Below are 25,690 nucleotides of genomic sequence, written 5' to 3'. Positions count from 1 at the left end.
AGAAGGAGTCCCCCATGACCGCGACCACCCCCGTCCCCCCGACCAGCACGGTTCCCACCGGCACCGTCCCGAACGACCCCGAGCCCACGCCCATCCCGGTCCCCGACCCGGTCCTGGCGCCCGTGGCGGCCCCCGTGTTCACCCACGACGTCGCCATCGTCGGCCTCGGCTACGTCGGCCTGCCGACCGCGCTGGCCTACCACCACGCGGGACGCTCGGTGCTCGCCCTGGACGTCTCGCCCCGCCGGCTCGACGACATCGTGAACGGCGCGGTCGACGCGATCGCCAGCGACCACGACCGGCTCACCGAGGCCCTGGACTCGACCCGCTTCGAGCTGACCTCCGACGTCGGCCGGCTGTCCAGCGCGCGGGCCGTCATCATCTGCGTGCCGACGCCAGTGGACGCGCACCTGGTGCCCGACCTGGGCATCCTCGGCAGCGCCTGCTCGACCGTCGCCGCCGAGGCCGTCCCCGGCCAGCTCGTCGTCCTGACCTCCACCACCTACGTCGGCTGCACCGCCGAGCTGCTCGGCCAGCCGCTGGCCGCCCGCGGGCTCGTCGTCGGCGAGGACGTCCACCTGGCCTTCAGCGCCGAGCGGATCGACCCCGGCAGCACGATCGTCGCCCAGGAGCAGGTCCCGCGCGTCGTCGGCGGCGCCACCCCCGCGTGCCTGGAGCGCGCGGTGGAGCTGCTGGGCCGGTACGCGGACTCGGTGCACCCGGTCCCGTGCCTGGAGACCGCCGAGATGACCAAGCTCCTGGAGAACACGTTTCGCGCCGTCAACATCGCCCTGGCCAACGAGTTCGCCGACGTCTGCACCGAGATCGGCATCGACGTCACGGACGTGATCGGCGCCGCCGCCACCAAGCCCTACGGGTTCATGCCGTTCTGGCCCGGACCGGGCGTCGGCGGCCACTGCATCCCGTGCGACCCGCACTACCTGCTCTGGCAGCTGCGCCGCAGCCACGTCGAGGCGCCGGTGATGGACGCCGCGATGCACCAGATCGCCGCGCGGCCTGGACGCGTGGTCGAGCGGATCCGCAAGGTCCTGTCCGACCGCGGTCGCGGCATGGCCGGCGCGCGCATCCTGGTCATGGGCGTCGCCTACAAGCCCGGCGTCGCAGACCTGCGCGAGTCGCCCGCCCTGGAGATCCTCGAGCAGCTGCGGCACGAGGGGGCACAGGTCGGCTTCGTCGACCCGTACATCGACTCCGCCCGCCTGCCCGACGGCTCCGAGCTGCGGGCCGTCCCCGACCCGCGCGCCTTCCAGCCCACCCTCGTGCTGGTGCACACCGCGCACCCGGGCCTGGACGTCTCCTGGATGGCGCCCGAGCAGCTCGTGCTCGACGCCACCTTCCGCACCGCGGTGCCGGCCGAGCGGGTGACCCTGTGAGCCGCCCGGTGCCCGTGCGCACGCTCGTCACGGGTGGCGCCGGCTTCGTCGGCAGCCACCTGGTGGAGCTGCTGCTCTCTCGCGGCGACGAGGTGGTCGTGCTCGACGACCTGTCGACCGGACGGCTGTCGAACCTCGACGCCGTCGCCAACCACTCGTCGCTCGGCTTCGTGCACGGCTCCGTGCTCGACCGCCCGCTCGTCGAGCGCCTGACGCGCAGCGTCGACCGGGTCTTCCACCTGGCCGCGCAGGTCGGCGTCGACCTGGTCGTCGCCGAGCCGCTGCTGGGGCTGCGCACCAACATCCACGGCACCGAGAACGTGCTGGAGTGCGCGCTCGCGGCTCGGGTGCCGGTGCTGCTGGTCTCCACGAGCGAGATCTACGGAAAGAACACCGCCGACAAGCTGCACGAGGACTCCGACCGCATCCTGGGCTCCCCGCTGCTGTCGCGGTGGACCTACGCCGCGGCCAAGGGCATCGACGAGGCCTTCGCCCACGCCTACTGGAAGCAGCACGGGCTGCAGGTCTCGATCGTCCGGCTGTTCAACACCGTCGGACCCCGCCAGGTCGGCCACTACGGCATGGTCGTGCCGCGGCTCGTGGGCCAGGCCCTGCGCGGCGAGCCGCTGACCGTCCACGGCGACGGCCAGCAGACCCGCTGCTTCTCCTTCGTCGGCGACGTCGTCCCCGCGATGGTCGCCCTGGCTGAGGACGAGCGGTCGGTCGGCCAGGCGTTCAACCTGGGCGGCGCCGAGGAGGTCAGCATCCTCGACCTGGCCCGGCGCATCCTGCAGGTCACCGGCAGCAGCAGCTCCGTGCGGCTCGTCCCCTACGCCGAGGCGTACGCGCCCGGCTACGAGGACATGCGCCGGCGGGTGCCCGACAACACCCGGGCCCAGGAGCTCGTCGGCTTCGTGCCCCGCACGGCCCTGGACGACGTGATCGCGAAGGTCGCCGAGTCCCTGCGCGACGACGCCCGGCCGGTCGCCGAGACGCGCCTGGTGCTGGCGGCGACCGAGGCGGTGGTCTAGATGTGCGGCATCGTGGCCGGACGCACGTCCGGCGCCGTGACCGGCACCCTCACCGAGGCGCTCGCCCGGCTGGAGTACCGCGGCTACGACTCGGTCGGCGTCGCGGTGGCCCAGGCCGACGGGACGCTGCAGGTACGACGCACCACCGCTCGCGTGGAGGCACTCGTCGACCGCCTGGCCGCCGACCCGGTGGCCGGCACGACCGGCGTCGGCCACACCCGCTGGGCCACCCACGGCGCGGTGACCGAGGGCAACGCCCACCCGCACGCGGACTGCTCCGGACGCCTGGCGCTGGTCCACAACGGGATCATCACCAACGCCGACGCCCTGCGCGCCGGACTGCGCGAGCGGGGCCACGTGGTCGCGTCCGACGTGGACAGCGAGGTGGTGGTCCACCTGGTCGAGGAGGCGCTCGGCACCGGCTTGGCCGCGGCGGTCGAGGCCGCCGTTGAGCAGCTCACCGGCACCTGGGCGCTGGCCGTCCTGGACGCGCTGACCGGCGAGCTGGTCGCGACCAGCCACGGGTCGCCGCTCGTGGTCGCCGAGGGACCGGAGGGCGTGTACCTGGCCAGCGACGTCGCTGCCGTGGCCGCCTGGATCGACGACTTCCGGGTGCTCGAGGACGGCCACGTCGTGACCGTCGGCGAGACGACCACGTGGCGTCACGGCGGGCACGTCGCCGAGCCGCCGCTGCTGCGCCGCTGCACCATCTCGGTCGCTGAGCTCAGCCGCGAGCTCTACGCGGACTTCATGAGCAAGGAGATCGACGAGCAGCCGCTCGTGGCGACCCGCGTCCTGGAGTCGTGGGGCGCCCCGGCGCAGGACGGCTCGCTGTGGCACGCCTCGGGGCTGCCCGACTTCGCCCGGGTGGCCGTGCTCGGCTGCGGCACGTCGCTCAACGCCGGCCGCGCCGTCGCGGGCGTCCTGGGACGCGTCGCCGGCGTGCCGACGCAGGCGGTCGTCGCCAGCGAGGCCGACGACTGGGTCGTCGAGCCCGACACGCTCGTGCTGGCGTTCAGCCAGTCCGGCGAGACGGCCGACGTCCTGCGGGCGCTCGACCGGGTCGAGCACCGCGGCGCCCCGGTCGTGGCGGTGACCAACTCCGCCTGGTCCGCGCTGGGCCGCCGCGCCGACTTCGTGATGTCGTGCCACGCCGGTCCGGAGATCGGCGTCGCGGCCACCAAGACGTACACCGCGCAGGTGCTCACGGGCACGTGCCTGGCGATCGCCGCGTGCGTGGGCACCGGGCGGCTGGCCCGCTCGACCGGACGCGCGATGGTCGCCGACCTCGGTCGCGTCCCGGACCTGGTCGCGCAGTCGATCGGCGTCGCCATGCAGGCGGTGCCGACGATCGCGGCGGCCACCTCCGAGGCGTCCGGGTTCCTGTTCCTGGGCCGCGGCATCGCGCGCAGCTACGCCGACGAGGGCGCGCTCAAGCTCAAGGAGCTCAGCTACCTGTGGGCCGAGAGCCACGCGTCCGGCGAGCTCAAGCACGGACCGCTGGCGCTGGTCGAGCCCGGCACGCCGGTCGTGGCGGTCGACGACGGCTCGTCCCGCATGCAGGCGAGCCTGGCCGAGGTGCGGGCCCGCGGCGGCGACGTCATCGACATCGGTGGTCCCGGCTCGGCGCTCCCGGCCCTCGGCACGTCCGGCGGCATCCCGGGCATCGACTGGTGCGGGCCCCTGGAGTCCGTCATGGCCATGCAGGTGCTGGCCCGCCAGGTGGCGGTGCTGCGCGGTCGCGACATCGACAAGCCGCGCAACCTGGCCAAGTCGGTGACGGTCGAATGAGTGCAGCACGCCGCCACGGCGAGCACGCCAGCGAGCCGTCCCGGCGCCTCGCCGCCGTCCTCGTCGCCACGCTGACGGCCGCGGCCGTCGTGGTCGCCCTGCTCGCCTGGGGTGCCCCGAGCGCACCGGGCGCGACCCGGCCCCTGACCGTCGTCAGCCTGACCTTCGACGACGGCAACGCCGACCAGGCCCAGGCCGCCCAGATCCTGCAGGACCACGGGATGCGCGGGACGTTCTACGTGCCGTCCGGCTTCCTGGGCGCGCAGGGCTACCTCACGCTGGCCCAGGTGAAGGGGCTCGAGTCCGCCGGGCACGAGGTCGGCGGCCACACCATCAACCATCCCGACCTGATCTCCGCCAGCCCCGCCGAGAAGATCCGCCAGGTGTGCGGCGACCGGACGTGGCTGATGTCCCAGGGTCTGCAGGTGCGCAGCTTCGCCTACCCGTTCGCGAGCCTGGACGCAGCCACCAAGCAGGTCGTGACCGACTGCGGCTACAACAGCGCCCGCGGCCTGGGCGACCTGCGCACCGGACGCGCGGGCGACGAGTGCGCGGGCTGCCCGCGCGCCGAGACGATGCCGGCGGCCGACCCGTTCGAGACGCGCGCTCCGGCGCAGGTGGAGACGGACTGGACGCTGGCCGACCTCAAGCGCGTCGTGACCAACGCCGAGCAGGCCGGCGGCTGGACGCAGCTGACGTTCCACCACGTGTGCGCGTCGGGCTGCGAGATCTCCGTGACGCCGGCCGTGCTGACCCAGTTCGCCGCGTGGCTCCAGCCGCGCGCCGCCACCCGCAACACGGTGGTGCGGACGGTCGGCGACGTCGTGGGCGGTGCGGTGAAGCCGGCCGTCGCGCCGACCGCCGAGCCGCCGCTGGCACCGGGCGAGAACGGGGTCGTCAACCCCGGGCTCGAGCAGCTGGACGCCAACGGCGACCCGGTCTGCTGGATGCGCGGCGGCTACGGCACCAACACGGCCACGCTCGACACGAGTGCCGGACGCACCGGCTCGCGGGCCGCCCGCGTGACGGTGAGCGGCTACACCGACGGCGACGCCAAGTGGCTCCCCCGCTTCGACCTGGGCGACTGCAGCCCGACGGTCGCCGCGGGCCACGCCTACTCGCTGCGCTCCTGGTACCGCTCGAGCACGGTCACCCAGTTCGCGGTGTACCTGCGCGACGACGCCGGCACGTGGCGGTACTGGACGTCCAGCCCGTGGTTCGCCGCAGCGACGGACTGGGCCGCGGCCCAGTGGTCGACGCCGGAGCTCCCGGCCGGCTCGACCGGGATCAGCTTCGGGCTCAACGTGTTCGCGAACGGCACGCTCGAGACCGACGACGTCGCGGTCTACGACGTCCAGGGCGCTCCGGCCGCCGGAGGCGAGAGAGCGCCGACGCCCCCGTCGGCGCCGGCGCTGACCGGGTCGCCGGAGCCGCCCCCCGGGGACCTCGGGGCGGGGTGACCCGTGCTGCGTCCCCGACCGTCCCCGCGGCCGCGCGCCGCGGGGACGGTCGCCGCGCTCGTGGCTGTGACCGTCGTCCTCGCCCTGGTCACGACGCTCGTGGCTGACGACCGCTCGCCGGCGCAGCGCGGGCGCCGCTACCCCTGGCACACCGGCATCACCGCGACGACGTTCTGGGTCGGCGAGATCTTCGACCCGGACGCCGACGACGGCTCGCAGCGCATCTCGGCGTTCGACGACGAGTGGCTGCTCCACTACGGCGGCTGCGACGGGGTCCAGACCGGCGACGACTGCCGCACCGAGCGCCGCCGCCGCGACGACGGCTGGTTCCCGCGCCGGATGACCCCGCTGGAGAACCCGTTCTACCTGGACCTGCCCTACGACGACCGCAACGTCGAGCAGAACTTCCGCGAGCGCGGCGACGTCGTGCCGTGGGCCGACGAGGAGCCGTACCGCGACCGGGTCGCGGACCGGCGCCACAGCCTCATGAAGAACCGCTGGGTGGAGCTGCGCCGCGGCTCCCGTCGGTGCTTCGGCCAGGTCCAGGACGCCGGGCCGGGCGAGTACTCCGACGTGCGGTACGTGTTCGGCGCCGACGACGTCCGGCCGCGCAACGAGCGCTACGGCGGGGCCGGCATGGACGTCTCGCCGGCGATCACCGGGTGCCTCGGGTTCGACGACGTCAACGGCATCACCGGCGGGATCCGCTGGCGCTTCGTCGACCGCGTCGACGTGCCACCCGGCCCGTGGCTGCGCGTGGTCACCCGGTCGCGGGGCTCCTGAGCGGACGTCCCCGCCGACGATTTTTGCACTCTTGGTCCCATAGTGTAAAAAGTCTGGGTGACCAGGACGATCGAGGAGAGCCGACGCGACGCCAAGCGGCGCGTCACCCGCGCGTCCCTGGTCAACGCGGCACGAGCCCTCACGGCCCGCCACGGCGTGCACGGGTTCACCGTGGAGCAGCTGTGCGAGCAGGTCGGCGTCTCCCGCCGGACGTTCTTCAACTACTTCCCGACCAAGGACGAGGCGATCCTGGGCACGCCGGCCGACGAGCTGCCCGCCGACGCGGTCGCGGCGTTCCTGGCCGGCGGTGGGGACGAGCCGTTCTCCGCCGACCTGGCCGGCGACTACGTCGAGCTGCTGGCCGCCGCGCACGAGGGTGCGGCGCTCACCCGCGAGGAGCACGTCGCGCTCCACCGAGCGCTCATCGCCGAGCCGCGGCTGCTCGACCGCCTGATGGAGCGCGGCCGGGCCATGGAGCAGCGGCTGGCCACCCTCGTCGCCGAGCGCGAGGGCGTGGACGCGTCCGACCCCCGCGCCCGCGTGGCGTCGACGCTGCTCGGTGCGCTCGGGCAGTCCGTCGCCATGCGCTTCTTCTCCTCTGAGACCGCCACCTCGTTCCGCGACGAGGCGGCCCCCGACCTGCAGGCCCTGCGCGACCTGCACCTGACCCCGCGCCCCTGAGCGCACGACCGAGGACACCATGACGAGCACCGACCTGCGCGACGACGCGCCCCTGCTGCTGACGCAGCGCCGGATCTGGATCATCTTCTCCGCGCTCATCGCGGGCATGTTCCTGGCCAGCCTGGACCAGACGATCGTCTCCACGGCGATGCCGACCATCGTCGGCGACCTGGGCGGCGTCGAGCATCAGGCCTGGATCACCACCGCGTACCTGCTGGCCACGACGATCGTCATGCCGATCTACGGCAAATTCGGCGACGTCCTGGGCCGGCGCAACCTGTTCCTGTTCGCGATCGCCGTGTTCACGCTGGCCTCGCTGGGCTGCGCGCTGAGCGACGACTTCTGGTCGTTCGTGGTCTTCCGCGCGATCCAGGGCCTCGGCGGCGGCGGCATGATGATCCTCAGCCAGGCGATCATCGCCGACATCGTGCCGGCCAACGAGCGCGGCAAGTACCTCGGCCCGCTGGGCGGCATCTTCGGCCTGTCGGCCGTGGCCGGCCCGCTCCTGGGCGGCTTCTTCGTCGACCACCTCAGCTGGCACTGGGCGTTCTGGATCAACCTGCCGATCGGCGCCGCCGCGTTCCTCATCGCCTGGTTCGCGCTGACCCTGCCGACCAAGCGCCCTGAGCACGGCATCGACGTCCCCGGCGTCGTGCTGCTGTCGGCCGCCACGACCTGCCTGATCTTCTTCAGCGAGTTCGGCGGAAACGCCGACCACGGCTGGGGCGCCACCTCCACCTGGCTGTGGGGCGCCGGCCTGCTCGTCGCCGTGTGCGGCTTCGTCATGGTCGAGTCGCGCGCCGAGGACCCGATCATCCCCCTGAGCCTGTTCCGCAGCTCGATCTTCGTCATCAGCACCGCGATCGGCTTCACCCTCGGCATGGGCATGTTCGCCGCCCTCGCCTTCCTGCCGACCTTCCTGCAGATGTCGTCGGGCACGTCCGCCGCGACGTCGGGCCTGCTGATGCTGCCGATGATGGTCGGCCTCATGGGCACGTCGATCTGGTCGGGCATCCGGATCAGCCGCACCGGCCGCTACAAGGCGTACCCGATCGTCGGTGCCGCCGTGGTCGGCGCGGCGATGCTGTGGCTCACGACGCTCACCGCCGACACCGCGATCTGGGTCATCTGCGTGCAGATCTTCGTGTTCGGCGCCGGCCTGGGCCTGATCATGCAGGTCGTCGTCCTGGTCGTGCAGAACTCCGTGCCGGTCGACCAGATCGGCACCGCGACGAGCACGAACAACTACTTCCGCGAGGTCGGTGCCGCCCTGGGCGTGGCGATCTTCGGCGCGATGTTCACCAACCGCCTGTCCGAGCGGCTGACGGACGTGTTCACGTCCTCGGGCGCCTCGGCGTCGGACGCCGCGTCGGCGACGGCCACCCTCGAGCCGTCGGTCATGCAGCAGCTGCCCGAGCCCGTGCAGGACGGCATCGTCTCCGCGTACGCCGACGCGCTCGCGCCGGTGTTCTGGTACCTCGTGCCGTTCATCGCGGTGGCGTTCGTTCTGGCGCTGTTCCTCAAGGAGATCCCGCTGTCCGACGTCGCCGGCATGGTCGCCCGCGGCGAGGCCATCGGCGGCGAGGAGGCCGAGCGCCTGGACGCCGAGCAGCGCTCCGCCGCGGCCGTCACCGACCAGGACGAGCAGGCCACCGAGACGGACGACGCACCCCGGCGCTGAGCGTGACGCTGTGGCGGCGCCGCACGGCGTGTCGCCGCCCCAGCGTCACTCCCAGCGGGGAGCGGGCTACTCGCCCGAGGGGACGATGGCCGAGATGACCGTGCCGTCGGCGCGCAGCGTGCCCGCCGGGCTGGACGGCTCGCCGGACAGCCGCGGGCCCTGGTCCTTGAGCGCCACGACCACGGGCTCGCCGGGAGCGACCACGACCTCCTCGCCACGTACGTCGAAGGTGAGCCGGTGGTCGCCGTGCTCCACGCACATCTCGAGCTCGGCCGGGCGCACCGTGACGCGCACGCGGGTGCCGCGCAGCGTGAGCCGGTAGGTCAGCGACTCCCAGGCGTCGGGCAGGCGCGGGTCGATCGACCAGCGTCCGTCGCCCTGGTCGCGGAAGCCGCCGAAGCCGGACGCCAGCGCGCTCCACACGCCGCCGGTCGAGGCCACGTGCACGCCGTCGGACGTGTTGGAGTGCCGGTCGGCCAGGTCGACGTACAGCGCCGACAGGAAGTAGCGCAGCGCGAGGTCGTGGTAGCCGACCTCGGCCGCCATGATCGACTGCACGACCGCCGACAGCGTCGAGTCGCCGGTGGTGATCGGGTCGTAGTACTCGAAGTTGCGGCGCTTCTGCTGGGCGGTGAACGCCTCGCCCTGCAGGAACAGCGCCAGCACGACGTCGGCCTGCTTGAGCACCTGGAACCGGTAGATCACCAGCGGGTGGTAGTTCAGCAGCAGCGGGCGCTTGCTCATCGGCGTGTTGGCCAGGTCCCACATCTCGCGCTCGAGGAAGTGCGAGTCCTGCGGGTGGATGCCCAGGTGCTCGTCGAACGGGATGCTCATGCCCTCGGCGGCCCGCTCCCACTCGCGCACCTCGGACTCGCGCAGGTCGAGCCGGCGGACCAGCTGCTCGTACGCCTCGGGGTCGCGCTCGGACATCGTGCGGACGGCCTCGGCGGCGCGGCGCAGGTTCTGGCGGGCCAGCACGTTCGTGTACAGGTTGTCGTTGACGACGGTCGTGTACTCGTCCGGGCCGGTGACGCTGTGGATGTGGAAGCTGCCGTTCTCCTCGTTGCGCCAGAAGCCGAGGTCGGCCCACAGCCGGGCGGTCTCGACGAGGATGTCGATCGCCTCGCGGTTGAGGAAGTCGACGTCGCCGGTGGCGCCCACGTACTTGCTCAGCGCGTACGCGATGTCGGCGTCGATGTGGTACTGCGCGGTGCCGGCGGCGTAGTAGGCCGAGGCCTCCTCGCCGTTGATCGTCCGCCACGGGAACAGCGCGCCCTTCTGGGCCAGCTGGCGGGCGCGGCGGCGGGCCGCGTCGAGCAGCATGTAGCGGAAGCGCAGCGCGTTCCGGGCCGCCCGCGGGGTCGTGTACGTCAGGAACGGCATGACGTAGACCTCGGTGTCCCAGAAGTAGTGGCCGCCGTAGCCGCTGCCGGTGACGCCCTTGGCCGGGATGCCCTGCCCCTCGGCGCGAGCGGAGGCCTGGATGACCTGGAACAGGTTCCAGCGCACCGCCTGCTGCACCTCGGGCTGGCCGGGGATCTCGACGTCCGAGCGGGCCCAGAACGCGTCGAGCCAGGCGCGCTGGTCGGCCCGCTCCTGCTCGACGCCCTGCTCGCACGTGCGGTCGAGGGTGCGGTCGCAGCGGTCGAGCAGCTCGCGGGCCGGGACGCCGCGCGAGGTGTGGTACGCCACGATCTTGGTCAGCGTGATCGGCACGCCGGGCTGGGCCTCGACGTTGTAGACGACCTTGGCCAGGTCGTCGGCGGTCTGCACGTGGACGGTGCGCTCGTTCTCGGTCTCGAGCCGGTGGCTGGCGGCGACCGCGAGCGTCATGCCGCTCTCGGCGCAGCGGTAGCCCAGGTAGACCCGGCCGCGGTCCCCGTCGCCGGAGTGGTGCTCGGGCACGAGCACGCGGCGGTCGAGCTGCTCGGCCTTGCGCGGGTCGACGCCCTCGCCCATCGCCTTGGCCCGGACGTGGTACTCGTCCTCGCCGTCCTGGCGGTTGAGGATCTGCGAGGAGATGGTGACCGGCGCGTGGTCGTCCAGCAGGGTGACCTCGAAGGTCAAGATCGCCAGGTGCTTCTGGGTGAACGACACCATGCGGCTGCTGCGGATGCGGACCCGTTTGCCGCCGGGGGTGCGCCACAGGATCTCGCGGCGCAGCACGCCGTCGCGGAAGTCCAGGGTGCGCTCGTACTCGAGCAGGTCGGCGATCGACAGCAGCAGCGGCTCGTCGTCGACGTACAGCCGGATGACCTTGGCGTCCGGGGCGTTGACGATCGTCTGGCCGACGCGGGCGAAGCCGTACGCCTCCTCGGCGTGCTGGATCGGCCAGGTCTCGTGGAAGCCGTTGATGAAGGTGCCGTGCGTGTGCGAGTCACGGCCCTCCTCGACGTTGCCGCGCAGGCCCAGGTAGCCGTTGCCGACGGCGAACACCGACTCGGTCGTGCCCAGGTCGTGCGCGCTGTAGCGGCTCTCGGTCAGCGCCCACTCGTCGACCGGGAAGCGGCTGCGGTCGAGCATGTCGGTCGCCGGCGGGGCGACGTGCGAGGGGCCCATCAGATCAGCTCCGCGAGATCGGTGACGACACGGTGGGCCCCGGCGCGCAGCAGGGCGTCCTCGCCGGCGCCGCGGTCGACGCCGACCACGAGCCCGAAGCCGCCGGCCGAGCCGGCCTCGACGCCGGAGGTGGCGTCCTCGACGACGACCGCGCGGGACGCCTCGACGCCGAGCTCGGTGGCCGCCTCCAGGAAGGTCGCGGGGGCGGGCTTGCCGCGCAGGCCCTTCTCCGCGGCGACGTTGCCGTCGACGAGCACCGGGAAGTGCTGGCGCAGGCCGGCCGTCTCCAGCACGGCGGGGGCGTTGCGCGAGGACGACACGACGGCGAGCTTCGTGCCGCGCTCGACGAGCGCCTCGACCAGCCGCACGGAGCCCGGGTAGGGCTCGACGCCCTCGGTGCGCAGCACCTCGGAGAAGGCGTCGTTCTTGCGGTTGCCGAGGCCGCAGACGGTGTCGTCGGTGGACGGGTCGCTCGGATCGCCGTCGGGCAGCTCGAGGCCGCGCGAGGCCAGGAACGAGCGGACGCCGTCGTAGCGCGGCTTGCCGTCCACGTAGTCGTAGTAGTCCTGGTCGGTGTACGGCTCCTCGATCCCGCGAGCGGTGAGGAAGTCGTTGAACATCTTGCTCCACGCGTGCATGTGCACCACGGCCGTCGGCGTGATCACGCCGTCGAGGTCGAAGAGCACCGCGTCGTACTGGTCCCAGTCCACCCCAGAAGCGTAGGGCCGCCACGCCAGGACCGAAAACGCTCGCGGCGTGACCTGCGTCCCGAGCGGCCCGGTCCGGACGCCGCTAGGGTCGGCGCATGCTTGGCGCAGACACCGAGGTGGGCCGGCTCCGCACCGTGATGCTGCACCGTCCGGGTGACGAGCTCGCCCGCCTGACCCCGCGCAACAACGACTCGCTGCTGTTCGACGGCATCCCGTGGGTGGGCCGGGCGCAGGACGAGCACGACGCGTTCGCGCAGGTGCTGCGCGACCACGACGTCGAGGTGCTCTACCTGCGCGAGCTGCTCACCGAGACGCTCGCCGACGAGACCGCCCGCACCGACGTCCTCGACACCACGCTGGCCGACCGACGCCTGGGCGACGCCCTGCGCCGCCACCTGCGCGCGCACCTGGCCGAGACGCACCCCGACGACCTGGCCCAGGTGCTCGTCGCCGGCCTGCGCAACGACGAGGTCCGGCACCGCTCGATCGTCACGGGGCTGCTGCGCACCGACGACTTCCTGGTCGACCCGCTGCCCAACCTGTTGTTCACGCGCGACTCGTCGCTGTGGCTGCGCGACCGTGTGGTCGTCACGAGCCTGGCCATGCCGGCTCGCGTGCGCGAGACCCAGCTGACCCGCCTCGTCTACGCGCACCACCCGCGCTTCGCCGGCACGCCGGTGCAGCACGGCCCCGACGCCGAGCGGCTCGAGGGCGGCGACGTGCTGGAGCTCGCGCCGGGCGTCCTGGCCGTCGGGGTCGGCGAGCGCACCACGCCGGCCGGGTTCGAGCGGTTCGCGACCGACGTGCTGGCCGCCGACCTGGCCCGCACGGTGCTCGCCGTCCCGATCGCGCAGGACCGCGCCACGATGCACCTGGACACGATCGTCACCATGGTCGACCGCGACACCGTGGTCATCTACCCGACGATGGCCGACTCGCTGCGGGCCTACGCGGTGACGCACGACGGCGACGCGCTCGTGGTCGCCCCGGCGCGCCCGTTCTTCGAGGCCGCCGCCGACGCGATGGGCATCGAGCGGCTGCACCACATCGACACCGGCCTGGACCCGGTCACCGCCGAGCGCGAGCAGTGGGACGACGGCAACAACACGCTGGCGATCGCGCCGCGCTTGGCGATCGCCTACGAGCGCAACGAGCAGACCAACGCCCGGCTGGCCGAGCACGGTGTCGAGGTCGTGGCGATCAGCGGCTCCGAGCTCGGCTCGGGGCGCGGCGGACCGCGCTGCATGAGCTGCCCGGTCGCCCGCGACCCGCTCGACTGAGCCGCACCGCCGGCTGAGCCCGTCGAAGCCCTTCGACAGGCTCAGGGAGCGCGGGTTGGCTCAGCGGGTCGGCGTCAGCGGATGGTGAGCTGGCGGCTGGCCAGGCCGTTGCGGGCCGAGCGCTGCTCGCTGGTGAGCGAGGACGTGTCGGCCAGCGCCTCGTCCAGGCGTCCGCTCAGCGCGGCGATCGGGTCCTCGATCGCGCCGGCGTCCTGGCCCTGCTCCATCTCCCAGACCGGCACGAGCAGGCCGTGGGCGCGGAACATGCCGAGCAGGCGGGTGTCGTCGCCGAGCGTGTCCGCGCCGGCGACGTGCAGGCGCGCGAACGCGTCGAGCAGCCCGGACTCGTCGTGCGGCAGCACCCAGCGCAGGAAGACCCGCTCGCCCATCTGCACCCAGTAGGCGGCGTCGACCGACGACAGGCGCACCGTGGGCGCGACCGACTCGTTGGCCTGCTCGAGCATCGCGGCGGTCTCCGCCGAGTCGTCGGCACCCTCGACCCAGTACTCGAAGCCCTCGTGGACGGTCACGTCGAAGGACTGGTCGGGCTCGACGACGTCCTGCAGCCGCGGGCCGACGCCCGGGTCGGTCATCGCGACCGGGTTGCCGGGCTCGGTGTCCTTGGCCAGCTCCAGGACGTGCGCGAGGTCGCGGCTCACGTCGCCGAAGTTGTGCGCGACCTGCAGGCCCAGCCACACCTCGCCGTCGGGGCGGACGATGCCAGCCGTGCCGCCCGGCAGCAGCGAGCAGACCCGGACCGGCTGGTCGTGGCCCTGCACGCGCACCTGCGCGGTGGCGGCGGGGACGATCTCGCGGAGCGCGACCCAGTCGCACTCCCCCGGGAGTCCCTCGAAGGTCCGTGCGACGAACGGCATGCGCTCGCGGGACGGCTTGATGCGTCGTGACTTCTTGCCCACGAGCGACGAGCCTAGGCCACGGCGGGCCGGGCGGCTGCGGCGGTCAGGACCTGTGCAGCGAGAGCATCGCGTTGACCCGCGTGCCCTGGTCCATGTCGACCCACCAGCGGTCGGCGACGCGGCTGATGATCGACAGTCCGCGGCCGGACAGCGAGTCGGCGTCGAAGTCGACCGGCTTGAGCGTGTCGACGTGCCCGCCGTCGGTGACGCTCAGCTCGAGCAGGCCCTTGGCGATGCTCCAGCGGATCTCCATCGTGCCGTCGGGTCCGGGGACGCCGTGGCTGACCGCGTTGGCGATCATCTCGCTGAGCACGATGAGCGCGTCGTCGATGACGTCGCTGGAGGCGTGGTTCTGGGTGAGGAAGGCCGCGAGGCGCGTGCGCGCGATGCTGGGCGTGGACCGCTCGAAGGGGAGCCGGACGACGTCCTGACGCGCCACGTCGTGCCTCCCTCCGCGGGCCGTCCGGGACTGGATGCGGCCGCTGTTCTCACGGTACCTGCGCGGTGCCGGCCCCGCAGGACGACGGCCACCGCGGCAGGAGCCTACCGGGCGCGACGCCGCAGCGGGCACCATGGAGGGCATGAACCCGCACGAGATCCCGTCGACCACCGTCGACCAGCTGCCCGATCCGCTGCCCGCCGACCTGGTCGTCCTGGACGTCCGCGAGGACCACGAGTGGGAGGCCGGGCACGTCGAGGGCGCCGTCCACGTCCCGCTCGCCCAGGTGCCCGAGCGCGCCGGCGAGCTCGACCCGCAGAAGCGCACGCTCGTGGTGTGCCACCTGGGTGGCCGGTCCGCGCGGGCGACCGCCTACCTGCAGCAGCTCGGCCACGACGTGATCAACCTCGACGGCGGCATGGACGCCTGGCAGGCCGCCGGGCGGCCCACCGTCTGACCGACCCCGGACGCGACGAGGCCCCCGGACCCAGCTGGGTCCGGGGGCCTCGTCGTGGGGGCTGCCTTACTTGGCGGCGGCCTTCAGCTTCGAGCCGGCGCTCACCTTGACGCCGTAGCCCGCGGGGATCTCGATGGTCTCGCCCGTGGAGGGGTTGCGGCCGGTGCGAGCCGAGCGCTCGACGCGCTCGACCGACAGGATGCCGGGGATCGAGACCTTCTCGCCCTTGCTCACCGCGTCGAGCAGGACGTCGGCCAGGGCGGACAGGACCGAATCAGCGTCGGACTTGGTGGTGCCCGCCTTCTCGGCGAGGGCGGAAACCAGGTCGCTGCGGTTGATAGCCACGAATGAACTCCTAAAGGTGGGTCAAATACGCCTGTCAGTCTACGGACGCCCCCACGGCCCGCATGCGCGAGGCGCGCCGAGGAGATCTTGAAGTTTCGCTGATTTTCAGGCCCAGAGAGCCGGTCGGGGGGCATCGACGAGGTCGGGCAGGGCCGCGAGGTACTGCGCGCGGGGCCACTCGACCACCCCGAGCGAGGCCAGGTGCGGGGTCTGCCACTGGACGTCGACGAGCCGTCCGGGGCCCGCCGCGGCCCCGCCCATGAGCTCGCACAGCGCCATCAGCGCCACCTTCGAGGCGTCCGTGGCGTGGTGGAACATCGACTCGCCGGCGAACAGGCCGCCGACGTTGAGTCCGTACAGGCCACCGACGAGCCGGCCCTCCGCGTCCCAGGTCTCCACCGAGTGGGCCCAGCCCAGCCGGTGCAGCCGGACGTAGGCGTCGCGGATCTCCTCGTCGATCCAGCCGCCCGGACGCGTCGGGTCGGCGCACGCGTCCACGACGTCCTCGAAGGCCCGGTCGACGGTGGTCTCGTAGCGGCGACCGGACTTGCGCAGCGACCGCGTCACCCGCAGCGCGGCGGGGTGCAGCACGCCGCGCCGCATGGGTGACCACCACAGCAGGTCGCCGTCGTCGGGCATCGGGAACGCGCCGACCCGGTAGGCGGCCACGACGGTCTCGGGGTCCAGGTCGGCGCCGGCACCCACGAGGTCCTGGGCGGGCCACGACGCCGGGTCCAGGTCCCACCGCGACGGCCCGAGCGGCTGCGGCGTCACGGGCGCTCCCGCTCGCTGCGCTCGCTCACGGCCACGGCTCCAGGACGTTCTTGAGGTGCCACAGCGGGGCATCACCGTACTCGGCGAGCTCGGCCGGGCTCGCCTCGAGCAGGGACGTCCACCAGGTCAGCGCCCGGTTGACCGGGTGGGTCAGCGCGGCGGCGGCCATGAGCTCGTCCAGCTCGGCGTGCGAGAGCTCCCACTCCAGCCGGTAGCCCTCGACGACGCTCGGCCAGTCGAGCGTCCCGCCCTGGCGGACGATGCCGTACGGCACCATCAGGACCTCCACGGCGTGGGCCCACTGGGCGTCGCCGAAGTCGAACAGCCGCAGCCGTCCGCCCTCGACGAAGACGTTCCAGGGGTGGGCGTCGCCGTGCTGGAAGGTGGCCGGCACGGGCCCGTCGGCCAGCCGGGCCGCGGCGTCGACGACGAGCGGACGAGCGGCCCGGAGCTGTGCGGCCAGGTCGGCGTCCACGTGGGTGGGGTGCGCCGGCTCCAGCGCCTCGAAGGTGGCGACGAGCCGGTCCAGGCGGTCGGGGACGGTCGCCGGCGGGCACTCAGGCAGCCCGGCCGCCGCCAGTGCGTCGTGGTGCGCGACCGCCTTGCGCTGCAGCCGGGCCGCGCCACGCAGGACGTCGCTCCACTCCTGCTCGGAGGGGTCGTGGTCGTCGCCCAGCACCGCGCCGTGGTCGGGCATCGCCATCCAGCCGCGCTCGGCGTCGACGGCCAGCGGCGGCAGCACCTCGGCCGGCGCCAGCCGCGAGAGCACCCGGTGGACGGCGGGCTCGTGCGTGGCGCCCGCGACGTTGGCCTTGAACCACACGCGTCCGGCGTCGGTGGGCACCACGAGCTGCGTGGACCAAGGCCGCACGCGGGGCTGCTCGACCGGCCCGGTCACCACCCGGCCGTCGGCCTCGCAAGCCGCGACGAGCCACGCCTGCGCCTCGGACCGCCACGCCGGGTCGGTCACCCGGACCGAGAACGGCTGCGTCATGGCCGTCAGCGTAGGGCCGATCGCGTCCACGGGCCGCCCAGCCGGGCCGAACCTATGCTCGGAGCATGGGCATCGGACGCAACGCCGCACTCGCCGCCACCGCCAAGGCCGGACCGGGGTTCACCTCGACGTACGTCCGGCAGGTGCTGGAGTACGCGATCGACGGGCTCGGGCCGCTGCGGGGCGCCGAGGACGCGGCGGACGCCGCGCTGGTGTCCGCCGACGGCGACGTCGAGCGCGCCGTGAAGAGCTACATCTCCTCGCACGTGCGCATGGCGGCCGCCCAGGGCTTCGTCACGAACCTGTTCGGCGGCACCGCGGCGGCGGTCTCGATCCCGGCCAACGTCGCCGGCGTCGCCCTCGTGCAGTGCCACCTGGTGGCGGGCATCGCGCACCTGCGCGGCTACGACCTGGCCGACCCGCGCGTCCGCAACGCCGCGCTGGCCTGCATGCTCGGCCGCGAGGGCGTCCAGCAGCTGCTCAAGCACAAGAAGCTCCCCTCCTCGCCCATGGCGCTGGCCACGTCGCCGGTGCACGACCCGCAGCTGGACAAGCGGGTGGCCACCGAGGTCACGACGCAGATCTTCGGCAACGTGCTGGGCAAGCGCGCCGCGGTGTTCGTCGCCCGGCGCGTGCCGGTGCTCGGCGGTGGCGTGGGTGCGACCAGCGACGCGTACTCGACCCGCGAGATCGGCCGCTACGCGGCCGGCGAGCTCAAGGACCGGCGTCTGCGCCGCTGAGTCAGCCCAGCGCGCGCACGACCGCCGACGGCGACTCGCGGCCGAGCTGCTCGGCCATCCACACGCTGGTGCGCACGAGGTCGTCCAGCCGGACGCCGTGCTCGATGCCCAGGCCGTCGAGCATCCAGACCAGGTCCTCGGTGGCCAGGTTGCCGGTCGCGCTCTCGGCGTACGGGCACCCACCGAGGCCGCCGGCGCTCGCGTCGAACGTCGTGATGCCCGACTCCAGCGCCGCGTACGTGTTGGCCAGCGCCTGGCCGTACGTGTCGTGGAAGTGCATCGCGAGCCGGTCGACGTCCACGCCCGCGCCGGAGAACGCGTCGACCAGCGAGCGGACGTGCCCGGGCGTGGCCACGCCGATCGTGTCGCCGATGCTGAGCTGCGAGGCGCCCATGTCGAGCAGCCGGCGCCCGGCGGCGACCACGCGGGCGACCTGCACGGGCCCCTCCCACGGGTCGCCGAAGCACATCGAGACGTAGGCCCGCACGTCCAGCCCGAGCCGCGTCGCCTTCTCGACCACTGGCTCGAACATGGCGAACTGGTCGTCGTAGGTGGACGCGAGGTTCTTCTCGGCGAACGTCTCGGTGGCGCTGGCGAAGACGGCGACGTGCCGGACACCGGCCGCCAGCGCCCGCTCGAGCCCCTTCTCGTTGGGGACGAGCACCGGCGTGGGCACCGCGAGCTCGCCCAGGTCGGCCAGCAGGTCCGCGGCGTCGGCGAGCTGCGGCACCCAGCGCGGGTGCACGAAGCTCGTCGTCTCGACCAGCGGCAGGCCGGCGGCGACCAGGCGGCGGACGAACTCGGCCTTGACCTTCGTCGGGACGATCGCCGACTCGTTCTGCAGCCCGTCGCGCGGGCCGACCTCGTAGATCGTCACGCGCTCGGGCAGCGCGGGGTCGCGCTCGACCATCGGCAGGCGTCGCTTCACTCGTCCTCCACCACGAAGAGCACGTCGCCCAGCGCGACGCGCGCGCCCGCCGCCGTGGCGACCGTCGTGACGACGCCGTCGTACGGGGCGGTGAGCGCGAGCTCCATCTTCATGGCTTCGAGCACTCCCAGCGACTCGCCGGCCGTGACGTGCTGCCCCTCGGCGACGCCGACGCTGAGCACGGTGCCCGGCATCGGCGCGGTCACCTCGGCGTCCGCCGCACCGTGGGCGCCGCGGTGGCGGCGCGTGCCGTCGGGCAGCGAGAGCGTCCAGACCTCGCCCTCCAGGGCGACGAGGGCCTGGCCGGGGACGTCGGTCTCGATCGTCCAGGCCCCCGGACGCTCGCCGTCGGCCCGCGCCCCGGGGAACGGGACGCGGTGCAGCGTCCCGGTCGCGTCCTCGACGGTGAGGGTGGCCGGCACGTGCTCGCCCACCCGCCAGCCGTCGAGCGTCCCGAACGGCGAGTCGTCCGACCGCGGGGCGAGGCTCTCTGCGGCCGCGGCCAGAGCCCGCACCGGCACCGCCGGACGGTTCAGCAGCTCGGGCGGCACGTGGTCGTCCAGCCAGTCGGTCGGCACCGGCCCGCGGCGGAAGTCCTCGGTCGCCACCAGCCGGCGCAGGAACCCCAGGTTCGTGGTGAGGCCCAGGACGAAAGAGGCGTCGAGCGCGTCGAGCATGGCGGCGATCGCCTCGTCGCGGTCGGCCCCGTGCGACACGAGCTTGCCGATCATCGGGTCGTAGGCCGTGGAGACCTCGTCGCCGACGGTGTACGCCAGCTCGCGGCGCACCGGCCCCCAGGCGCGGCCGGTGATCGTCCCGGCCTGGGGCAGGAAGCCCGCGTACGGGTCCTCGGCGTAGACGCGCACCTCGAGCGCGTGGCCGTCGAGCGCGACCTCGTCCTGGGTCAGCGGCAGCGGCTCGCCGGCAGCGACGGCCAGCTGCCAGGCGACGAGGTCGGTGCCGGTGACCTCCTCGGTGACCGGGTGCTCGACCTGCAGGCGGGTGTTCATCTCCAGGAAGAACGCCTCACCGCCCGCGACGAGGAACTCCACGGTGCCGGCGCCGGTGTAGCCGACCTCGCGGGCCAGGGCGACGGACGCGTCGTGCAGCCGCTCGCGCAGGACGTCGGGCAGGTCGGGCGCGGGCGCCTCCTCCAGCACCTTCTGGTGCCGGCGCTGGGCCGAGCAGTCGCGGGTGCCCAGGTGGACGACGTTCCCGTGCTCGTCACCGAACACCTGCACCTCGACGTGACGGCCGCCCTCCACGTACCGCTCGACGAGCAGGGTGTCGTCGCCGAACGCGGCGGACGCCTCGCGGGCGGCGCGGGCCAGGGCCTCGGCCAGCGCCTCGGGCGCGCGCACGACGTGCATGCCCTTGCCGCCGCCGCCGGCCGCGGCCTTGACCAGCACGGGGTACGCGTCGACCGGCACGGCGTCCGGCTCGAACCGGGGCGTGACCGGCACGCCCGCCCGCTCGGCGACCTCGCGGGCCCGGTCCTTGCGGCCCATCAGCTCGATGACCTCCGGCGACGGCCCGATCCAGGTCAGGCCGGCGTCGACGACGGCCCGCGCGAAGCCGGCGTTCTCGGACAGGAAGCCGTAGCCCGGGTGCACCGCGTCGGCGCCCGACTCGCGGGCGGCCGCGAGCAGCCGCTCGACCGACAGGTACGACTCGGCCGCCGGCGCCGGCCCGAGCCGGACGGCGACGTCGGCCTCGCGCACGAACGGGGCGTGGGCGTCCGCGTCGGAGTGCACGGCGACCGTGCGCAGCCCCTGCTCGGCGCACGTGCGGAAGACGCGACGGGCGATCTCGCCGCGGTTCGCGACCAGGACGGTGGTGAAGGCGGTCATGGGTCTCACATCCGGAAGACGCCGAACTGCGGCGTGGGGATCGGGGCCTGGGCGGCGACCTGCAGGCCCATGGCGACGACGCGGCGGGTGTCGGCGGGGTCGATGACGCCGTCGTCCCACAGCCGGGCGGTGGAGTAGTAGGCCGAGCCCTGCTCCTCGTACTGGGCGCGGATCGGCGCCTTGAACGCCTCCTCGTCCTCGGCGCTCCACTCGCCGCCCCGGGCCTCGATGCCGTCGCGGCGCACGGTGGCCAGCACGGACGCGGCCTGCTCGCCGCCCATGACGGACGTCCGCGCGTTCGGCCACGTCCACAGGAAGCGCGGATCGTAGGCACGCCCGCACATGCCGTAGTTGCCGGCGCCGTACGAGCCGCCGATCACCACGGTCAGCTTGGGCACGACGCTCGACGCGACGGCGGTGACGAGCTTGGCGCCGTCCTTCGCGATGCCGCCGTTCTCGTACTGGCGGCCGACCATGAAGCCGCTGATGTTCTGCAGGAACAGCAGCGGGACGCCGCGCTGGTTGGCCAGCTCGACGAAGTGGGCGCCCTTGAGCGCGGACTCGCTGAACAGGATGCCGTTGTTGGCCAGGATCGCGACCGGGTAGCCCATGACGTGCGCGAACCCGCAGACCAGGGTCTCGCCGTACAGCGGCTTGAACTCGTGCAGCCGCGAGTCGTCCACCAGCCGGCGGACGACCTCGCGGACGTCGTAGGGCGTCCGCGGGTCGGCGGGCACGACGTCGGTCAGGGTGGCGGGGTCCTCGCGCGGGGGCACGGGCGCCTGACGCGCCACGCTGGGCGACGGTGCCGGGCCGAGCGTGCCCACGATGGAGCGGACGATCTGCAGCGCGTGCTCGTCGTCGTCGGCCAGGTGGTCGACGACGCCGGACGTGCGGGCGTGCACGTCGCCGCCCCCCAGCTCCTCGGCGGTGACGACCTCGCCGGTCGCGGCCTTCACCAGCGGCGGGCCGCCGAGGAAGATCGTGCCCTGGTCGCGGACGATGACCGTCTCGTCGCTCATCGCCGGGACGTACGCGCCGCCCGCGGTGCACGAGCCCATCACCGAGGCGACCTGCGGGATGCCGCGCGCGCTCATCTGGGCCTGGTTGAAGAAGATGCGGCCGAAGTGCTCGCGGTCGGGGAACACCTCGTCCTGCATCGGCAGGTAGGCGCCGCCGGAGTCGACCAGGTAGACGCAGGGCAGCCGGTTCTCCTGGGCGACGGCCTGCGCGCGCAGGTGCTTCTTGACCGTCAACGGGTAGTAGGTGCCGCCCTTGACCGTCGCGTCGTTGGCGACCACCACGACCTCGCGGCCGCTCACGCGCCCGATGCCGGTCACGATGCCCGCGCTGGGCACCTCGCCGCCGTACAGGCCGTGCGCGGCCAGCGGCGAGAGCTCCAGGAACGGCGAGCCGGGGTCGAGCAGGCGGTCGACCCGGTCGCGGGGCAGCAGCTTCCCGCGGGCGACGTGACGCTCGCGCGACGCCTCGCTGCCGCCCCGGCGGACGACGGCCAGGTGCTCGCGCAGCTCGGCGACCAGCTCTCTCATCTCAGGCACGCTCGGTCTCCCATCTCAGGCACGCTCGGAGGTTAACGCACGTTAACCAGCGGGCGCTAGACTGGACCGGTGACGACCGAGCTCCCCACCGCCACGCGCCGCGACCAGATCCTGACGACCGCCGCGAAGCTGTTCGCCGAGCGCGGCTTCCACGGCGTCTCCGTGCACGACATCGGCGCGGCCTGCGGCATCTCCGGGCCCGCGCTCTACAAGCACTTCTCCGGCAAGGACGACGTGCTGAGCCAGGCGCTGGTCGCGATCAGCGAGTTCCTGCTCGCGGGCGGCCGCCGGGTCGCGGGCGAGGGCTCGTCGCCCGACGTCACCTACGCCGAGCTCGTCGAGTTCCACGTCGACTTCGCGCTCGGGTCGCCCGAGCTCATCTCGGTGCAGGCGCGCGAGTGGCAGAACCTCGCCCCGGACGCCCGCCGCCGCGTGCGCGAGCTGCAGCTCGCCTACGTCGACGTGTGGGTCGACGTGCTCCGCGAGCTGCGCCCCGGCCTCGACCGTCCGGCCGCGCGGGCCGCCGCCCAGGCCGTGTTCGGCCTGCTCAACTCCACGCCGCACAGCGCGCGGCTCGACCAGGCGTCCATGCGGGCGCTGCTGGTGCGCATGGCCCGCGGATCGCTGCAGGGGCTCTAGGCCGGCACGACCTCGCGGCGGCGCAGCCGGACGCTCGCGATCGCCACGCCCGACAGCATGACCAGGCCGCCGGCGGTCTCCAGCGCGGTCGGCACCTCGTCCTGCACGAGCCAGGCCGCGAGGATGCCCACGACCGGCACCAGCAGGATGAACGGCACGACGGCCCCGGCCGGGTAGCGGGCGAGCAGCCCGTTCCACACCACGTAGCCGAACAGCGACGCGAACACGACGGTGTAGGCGGTCGACAGCACCGCGGTCCAGCCCAGCCCGGCGATCGCGTCGCCCACCTCCGCCGGACCGTCGACGACGAGCGACAGTGCCAGCGCGGGGACCGGCACGACGAGGGCCGACCACGCGACCAGCCCGAGCCCGGACGCCATCCGGGCGCGCCGGGCGGCGACGTTGCCGATCGCCCACGACAGCGCCGCTCCGATGGTCACCAGCAGCGGCAGCACCGGCGCGCGCAGCCCGTGGGCGAGCGCCACGACGAGCAGGCCGACGGTCCCCACGCCGACGCCCACCACCTGCTGGGCGGTCGACCGCTCGCCGAGCGCGACCGCGGCGATGACCACCGTGAACATCACCTGCGCCTGCAGCACGAGCGAGGCGAGCCCGGCCGGCATGCCCAGGTCGAGGGCGACGTAGAGCAGCGAGAACTGGCCGAGGCTCATGAACGCGCCGATGACCAGCACGTCCCTCCAGGGACCGGGCCGCGGCACGAGCAGCACGAGCGGGAACGCGACGAGCACGAAGCGGAAGGCCAGGAACAGCAGCGGCGGGACGTCCTGCAGGCCGGCGTCGATGACGACGAAGTTGAGCCCCCAGACGAGGGCGACCAGCACGGCGAGCAGGCTGTGGCGCGGCGACATGGGAGCCATCCTCCTGCACGGGCACCGTGCACGAACAGCAAAGATTCAGCCCGCGTAATCGGTAGCATCGCTTCATGATCGACGTGACCGCCCTGCGCGCCCTCATCGCCGTCCGCGACCACGGCACCGTCGCGGGCGCGGCCCAGGCGCTCGGCTTCACCCCGTCGGCGGTCAGCCAGCAGGTCAAGCGGCTGGAGCGCCAGAGCCGGGCGGCGATGCTCGAGCGGGTCGGCCGCCGGGTCGTGCTGACCGAGCGCGGACGCCTGCTGGCCGACCGCGGCGGGTCCCTGCTCGCCGAGCTCGAGCAGGTGGGCAACCTCGCGCTCGGCGACGACGCCCCGCTCACGGGGGTGCTGCGCGTCGCGGCGTTCTCGACCGCCTGCCGCGGGCTGGTCGCGCCGCTGCTGCGCCGGCTCGCCGAGTCAGCGCCGGGGCTGGAGGTCCGCGTGCACGAGATCGACCCGCGCGAGTGCCTGACGATGGTCGAGCGCGGGGGTGCCGACCTCGGCATCGTCCACGACTGGAGCTCGGTGCCGCTCGCCGTCTCCCCCTCGCTGCGGCACGTGCCGCTGCTCGTCGACGCGGCGGACGTCGTGCTGCCGGCCGACCACCCCCTGGCCTCGCGCGACCAGGTCGCGGCCGCCGACCTCGTCCACGAGCGGTGGGTCAGCACGCACACCGGGTCGATCTGCCACGACTGGCTGCTGCAGATGCACGCCTCCCACGGCACGCACCCCGACGTGCGGTGCCAGGACGCCAGCTTCGGCACGCACGTGGCGATGGTCGAGCAGGGCGTCGCCGTGGCGCTGCTCCCCCGCCTGGGCCGGGAGCACCTGCCGCCGAGCGTGCGGGCCGTGCCGGTCGTCGACCCCACCTCGGAGCGCACCGTCGCGGCCGTCTGGCGCCGGGCCAGCGACGAGAACCCGGCCCGCCGGCACGTCCAGGCCGAGCTCGAGCGGGTCGTGACCGACCAGGCCGCGGCCTAGTCGTCGAGCAGCGGGTCGTCGCCCCCGCCGATGCCGCACAGCCGGACGACGAGGTCGAGCACGCGTCCCTTCACCGGCTCGGTCGGCCGCAGGAACGTCGTCACCGTGCCGTGCCGCGTGGTCACCTCCAGCGGCAGCAGCGTGCCGACCTTGTCCTCGGCGACCACGTGCGCATCGCACCGGGCCGGCACCAGGCGCACCTCTCGGGCCAGGCCGTCACCGGCGGCCAGGCGCTGGTCGAGCCGGCCGTCCTCGCCCGGCGCCAGGTCGAGCAGGACGGTGCCGGCGACCGCGCCGACGGTCACCGCCTCCTCGGGGGCCTGCAGCACCAGGGGCAGGACGATCTCGCGTCCCTCGAGCCGGGGCGGGCGGGCCTCCACGGTCAGCAGCGCGTCGGCGCAGTCGCGGTCCAGCAGTCGCTCGATCGCGCCGAATCGGTCGGTCGCGCGGCCGCTCACGGGCTGGTCGTCGCCCTCGACGAGCAGCTCCACCCGGGCGTCGACGCCCTCGCCGCAGGTGCCCGCGGGCGCCTCGACCGCCAGGTTGAGCGAGCCGCCCGGCGGGACGGTCGCCGGCCCCTCGTAGACCCCGTCGGCGTCCCACCGCGGGAGCTGCACGAGCAGCTCGCGCACGACCAGCGGCCTCGCGCCCCCGTTGGACACCCGGGCGAGCACCCGTCGTGTCGCCATGTCGCTGCGCGCCTGGTCGAGGCTGACGGTGACGCCCTCCGGCAGGCCGGGCTCGGGTGCGGGCTCGTCGCCGAGCCCGCAGGCGGCCAGGACGAGCACCAGGAGCAGGGCAGCGGTCCGGCGCACGGCCCGAT

General features: G+C 73.6%; 24 protein-coding genes. 12 read left to right on the top strand and 12 right to left on the bottom strand.

All coding sequences use genetic code 11. The features are described 5' to 3' along the window. The first annotated feature begins 14 nt into the window (after positions 1 to 14). The 7 genes from HGAM_RS03985 to HGAM_RS03955 are packed head-to-tail and all read left to right on the top strand — an operon-like array spanning position 15 to position 8,821. Positions 15 to 1,394, top strand: a complete 1,380-nt coding sequence (locus tag HGAM_RS03985; protein WP_019144181.1) for a nucleotide sugar dehydrogenase — start codon at positions 15 to 17, stop codon at positions 1,392 to 1,394. Further along, complete coding sequence (locus HGAM_RS03980; RefSeq protein ID WP_019144180.1) at positions 1,391 to 2,425, top strand: GDP-mannose 4,6-dehydratase; 1,035 nt, start codon at positions 1,391 to 1,393, stop codon at positions 2,423 to 2,425. Before HGAM_RS03985 ends, HGAM_RS03980 begins: the two co-directional genes overlap by 4 nt. After that, positions 2,426 to 4,216, top strand: a complete 1,791-nt coding sequence (gene glmS / locus HGAM_RS03975) for a glutamine--fructose-6-phosphate transaminase (isomerizing) (RefSeq protein WP_019144179.1) — start codon at positions 2,426 to 2,428, stop codon at positions 4,214 to 4,216. It abuts the gene before it with no gap. After that, positions 4,213 to 5,676: a polysaccharide deacetylase family protein gene (locus tag HGAM_RS17620; RefSeq protein WP_019144178.1), complete on the top strand. Its 1,464-nt coding sequence runs from the start codon at positions 4,213 to 4,215 to the stop codon at positions 5,674 to 5,676. Before glmS ends, HGAM_RS17620 begins: the two co-directional genes overlap by 4 nt. Before the next feature lie 60 nt (positions 5,677 to 5,736). Next, positions 5,737 to 6,459: a hypothetical protein gene (locus tag HGAM_RS17615; RefSeq protein WP_049798126.1), complete on the top strand. Its 723-nt coding sequence runs from the start codon at positions 5,737 to 5,739 to the stop codon at positions 6,457 to 6,459. Positions 6,460 to 6,516: 57 nt separating this feature from the next. Then, a complete protein-coding gene (locus HGAM_RS17610) occupies positions 6,517 to 7,140 on the top strand; it encodes a TetR/AcrR family transcriptional regulator (RefSeq protein WP_019144176.1) in 624 nt (207 codons plus the stop codon). A 19-nt stretch (positions 7,141 to 7,159) separates the two neighbouring features. Continuing rightward, on the top strand, positions 7,160 to 8,821 hold the full coding sequence (locus tag HGAM_RS03955) for an MDR family MFS transporter (protein WP_019144175.1): 1,662 nt from the start codon (positions 7,160 to 7,162) through the stop codon (positions 8,819 to 8,821). Positions 8,822 to 8,887: 66 nt separating this feature from the next. Here HGAM_RS03955 and HGAM_RS03950 read toward each other — a convergent pair whose 3' ends face one another. Both HGAM_RS03950 and HGAM_RS03945 read right to left on the bottom strand, forming a co-directional pair. After that, positions 8,888 to 11,380, bottom strand: coding sequence for a glycoside hydrolase family 65 protein (locus HGAM_RS03950; RefSeq protein WP_019144174.1), 2,493 nt, complete (start codon positions 11,378 to 11,380; stop codon positions 8,888 to 8,890). Further along, positions 11,380 to 12,090, bottom strand: coding sequence for an HAD family hydrolase (locus HGAM_RS03945; protein ID WP_019144173.1), 711 nt, complete (start codon positions 12,088 to 12,090; stop codon positions 11,380 to 11,382). Before HGAM_RS03945 ends, HGAM_RS03950 begins: the two co-directional genes overlap by 1 nt. 95 nt (positions 12,091 to 12,185) lie before the next feature. Here HGAM_RS03945 and HGAM_RS03940 point away from each other — a divergent pair, with 95 nt between their 5' ends. Further along, positions 12,186 to 13,370, top strand: a complete 1,185-nt coding sequence (locus tag HGAM_RS03940) for an arginine deiminase (protein WP_019144172.1) — start codon at positions 12,186 to 12,188, stop codon at positions 13,368 to 13,370. Between the two features lie 74 nt (positions 13,371 to 13,444). Here HGAM_RS03940 and HGAM_RS03935 read toward each other — a convergent pair whose 3' ends face one another. After that, positions 13,445 to 14,287 carry a DUF5926 family protein gene (locus HGAM_RS03935; protein ID WP_019144171.1) on the bottom strand — a complete coding sequence of 281 codons (843 nt, stop codon included), beginning with the start codon at positions 14,285 to 14,287 and terminating at the stop codon, positions 13,445 to 13,447. Between the two features lie 43 nt (positions 14,288 to 14,330). Beyond that, positions 14,331 to 14,726, bottom strand: coding sequence for an ATP-binding protein (locus HGAM_RS17605; RefSeq protein ID WP_019144170.1), 396 nt, complete (start codon positions 14,724 to 14,726; stop codon positions 14,331 to 14,333). 142 nt (positions 14,727 to 14,868) lie between these two features. On the opposite strand from HGAM_RS17605, the gene HGAM_RS03925 reads away from it, so the two are divergent. Further along, positions 14,869 to 15,183, top strand: a complete 315-nt coding sequence (locus HGAM_RS03925; RefSeq protein ID WP_315968829.1) for a rhodanese-like domain-containing protein — start codon at positions 14,869 to 14,871, stop codon at positions 15,181 to 15,183. Positions 15,184 to 15,249: 66 nt separating this feature from the next. Here HGAM_RS03925 and HGAM_RS03920 read toward each other — a convergent pair whose 3' ends face one another. From HGAM_RS03920 to HGAM_RS17600, 3 genes are all read right to left on the bottom strand, one after another. After that, positions 15,250 to 15,528: an HU family DNA-binding protein gene (locus HGAM_RS03920; RefSeq protein ID WP_019144168.1), complete on the bottom strand. Its 279-nt coding sequence runs from the start codon at positions 15,526 to 15,528 to the stop codon at positions 15,250 to 15,252. Between the two features lie 105 nt (positions 15,529 to 15,633). After that, on the bottom strand, positions 15,634 to 16,302 hold the full coding sequence (gene aat / locus HGAM_RS03915; protein ID WP_019144167.1) for a leucyl/phenylalanyl-tRNA--protein transferase: 669 nt from the start codon (positions 16,300 to 16,302) through the stop codon (positions 15,634 to 15,636). Between the two features lie 25 nt (positions 16,303 to 16,327). Further along, a complete protein-coding gene (locus tag HGAM_RS17600) occupies positions 16,328 to 17,296 on the bottom strand; it encodes an aminoglycoside phosphotransferase family protein (protein ID WP_019144166.1) in 969 nt (322 codons plus the stop codon). A 65-nt stretch (positions 17,297 to 17,361) separates the two neighbouring features. Here HGAM_RS17600 and HGAM_RS03905 point away from each other — a divergent pair, with 65 nt between their 5' ends. Then, positions 17,362 to 18,036 (top strand): EcsC family protein, encoded by a 675-nt coding sequence (locus HGAM_RS03905; protein WP_019144165.1) that lies wholly within the window; start codon positions 17,362 to 17,364, stop codon positions 18,034 to 18,036. Position 18,037: 1 nt separating this feature from the next. Here HGAM_RS03905 and HGAM_RS03900 read toward each other — a convergent pair whose 3' ends face one another. The 3 genes from HGAM_RS03900 to HGAM_RS03890 are packed head-to-tail and all read right to left on the bottom strand — an operon-like array spanning position 18,038 to position 22,364. Further along, positions 18,038 to 18,964: a hydroxymethylglutaryl-CoA lyase gene (locus HGAM_RS03900; RefSeq protein ID WP_019144164.1), complete on the bottom strand. Its 927-nt coding sequence runs from the start codon at positions 18,962 to 18,964 to the stop codon at positions 18,038 to 18,040. Next, positions 18,961 to 20,814: an acetyl/propionyl/methylcrotonyl-CoA carboxylase subunit alpha gene (locus HGAM_RS03895; RefSeq protein ID WP_019144163.1), complete on the bottom strand. Its 1,854-nt coding sequence runs from the start codon at positions 20,812 to 20,814 to the stop codon at positions 18,961 to 18,963. Before HGAM_RS03895 ends, HGAM_RS03900 begins: the two co-directional genes overlap by 4 nt. Before the next feature lie 5 nt (positions 20,815 to 20,819). Beyond that, on the bottom strand, positions 20,820 to 22,364 hold the full coding sequence (locus HGAM_RS03890) for a carboxyl transferase domain-containing protein (RefSeq protein ID WP_019144162.1): 1,545 nt from the start codon (positions 22,362 to 22,364) through the stop codon (positions 20,820 to 20,822). A 78-nt stretch (positions 22,365 to 22,442) separates the two neighbouring features. Between HGAM_RS03890 and HGAM_RS03885 the strand changes: the two genes are divergently transcribed. After that, a complete protein-coding gene (locus tag HGAM_RS03885) occupies positions 22,443 to 23,012 on the top strand; it encodes a TetR/AcrR family transcriptional regulator (protein ID WP_019144161.1) in 570 nt (189 codons plus the stop codon). Here HGAM_RS03885 and HGAM_RS03880 read toward each other — a convergent pair. After that, the gene (locus HGAM_RS03880) at positions 23,009 to 23,881 is read right to left on the bottom strand and encodes an EamA family transporter (protein ID WP_019144160.1); all 873 of its coding nucleotides are present in this window, start codon (positions 23,879 to 23,881) and stop codon (positions 23,009 to 23,011) included. The genes HGAM_RS03885 and HGAM_RS03880 overlap by 4 nt on opposite strands. A 74-nt stretch (positions 23,882 to 23,955) precedes the next feature. Here HGAM_RS03880 and HGAM_RS03875 point away from each other — a divergent pair, with 74 nt between their 5' ends. Continuing rightward, positions 23,956 to 24,867 (top strand): LysR family transcriptional regulator, encoded by a 912-nt coding sequence (locus tag HGAM_RS03875; protein ID WP_019144159.1) that lies wholly within the window; start codon positions 23,956 to 23,958, stop codon positions 24,865 to 24,867. Here HGAM_RS03875 and HGAM_RS03870 read toward each other — a convergent pair. After that, positions 24,864 to 25,682 carry a hypothetical protein gene (locus HGAM_RS03870; protein WP_019144158.1) on the bottom strand — a complete coding sequence of 273 codons (819 nt, stop codon included), beginning with the start codon at positions 25,680 to 25,682 and terminating at the stop codon, positions 24,864 to 24,866. The genes HGAM_RS03875 and HGAM_RS03870 overlap by 4 nt on opposite strands. Positions 25,683 to 25,690 lie beyond the last annotated feature (8 nt).

The sequence above is a fragment of the Aeromicrobium massiliense JC14 genome, from assembly GCF_000312105.1.
Lineage (GTDB): Bacteria > Actinomycetota > Actinomycetes > Propionibacteriales > Nocardioidaceae > Aeromicrobium > Aeromicrobium massiliense.
The sequence above is the reverse complement of the archived record's forward strand: the minus strand, read 5'-3'. Positions and strand labels throughout refer to the sequence as shown.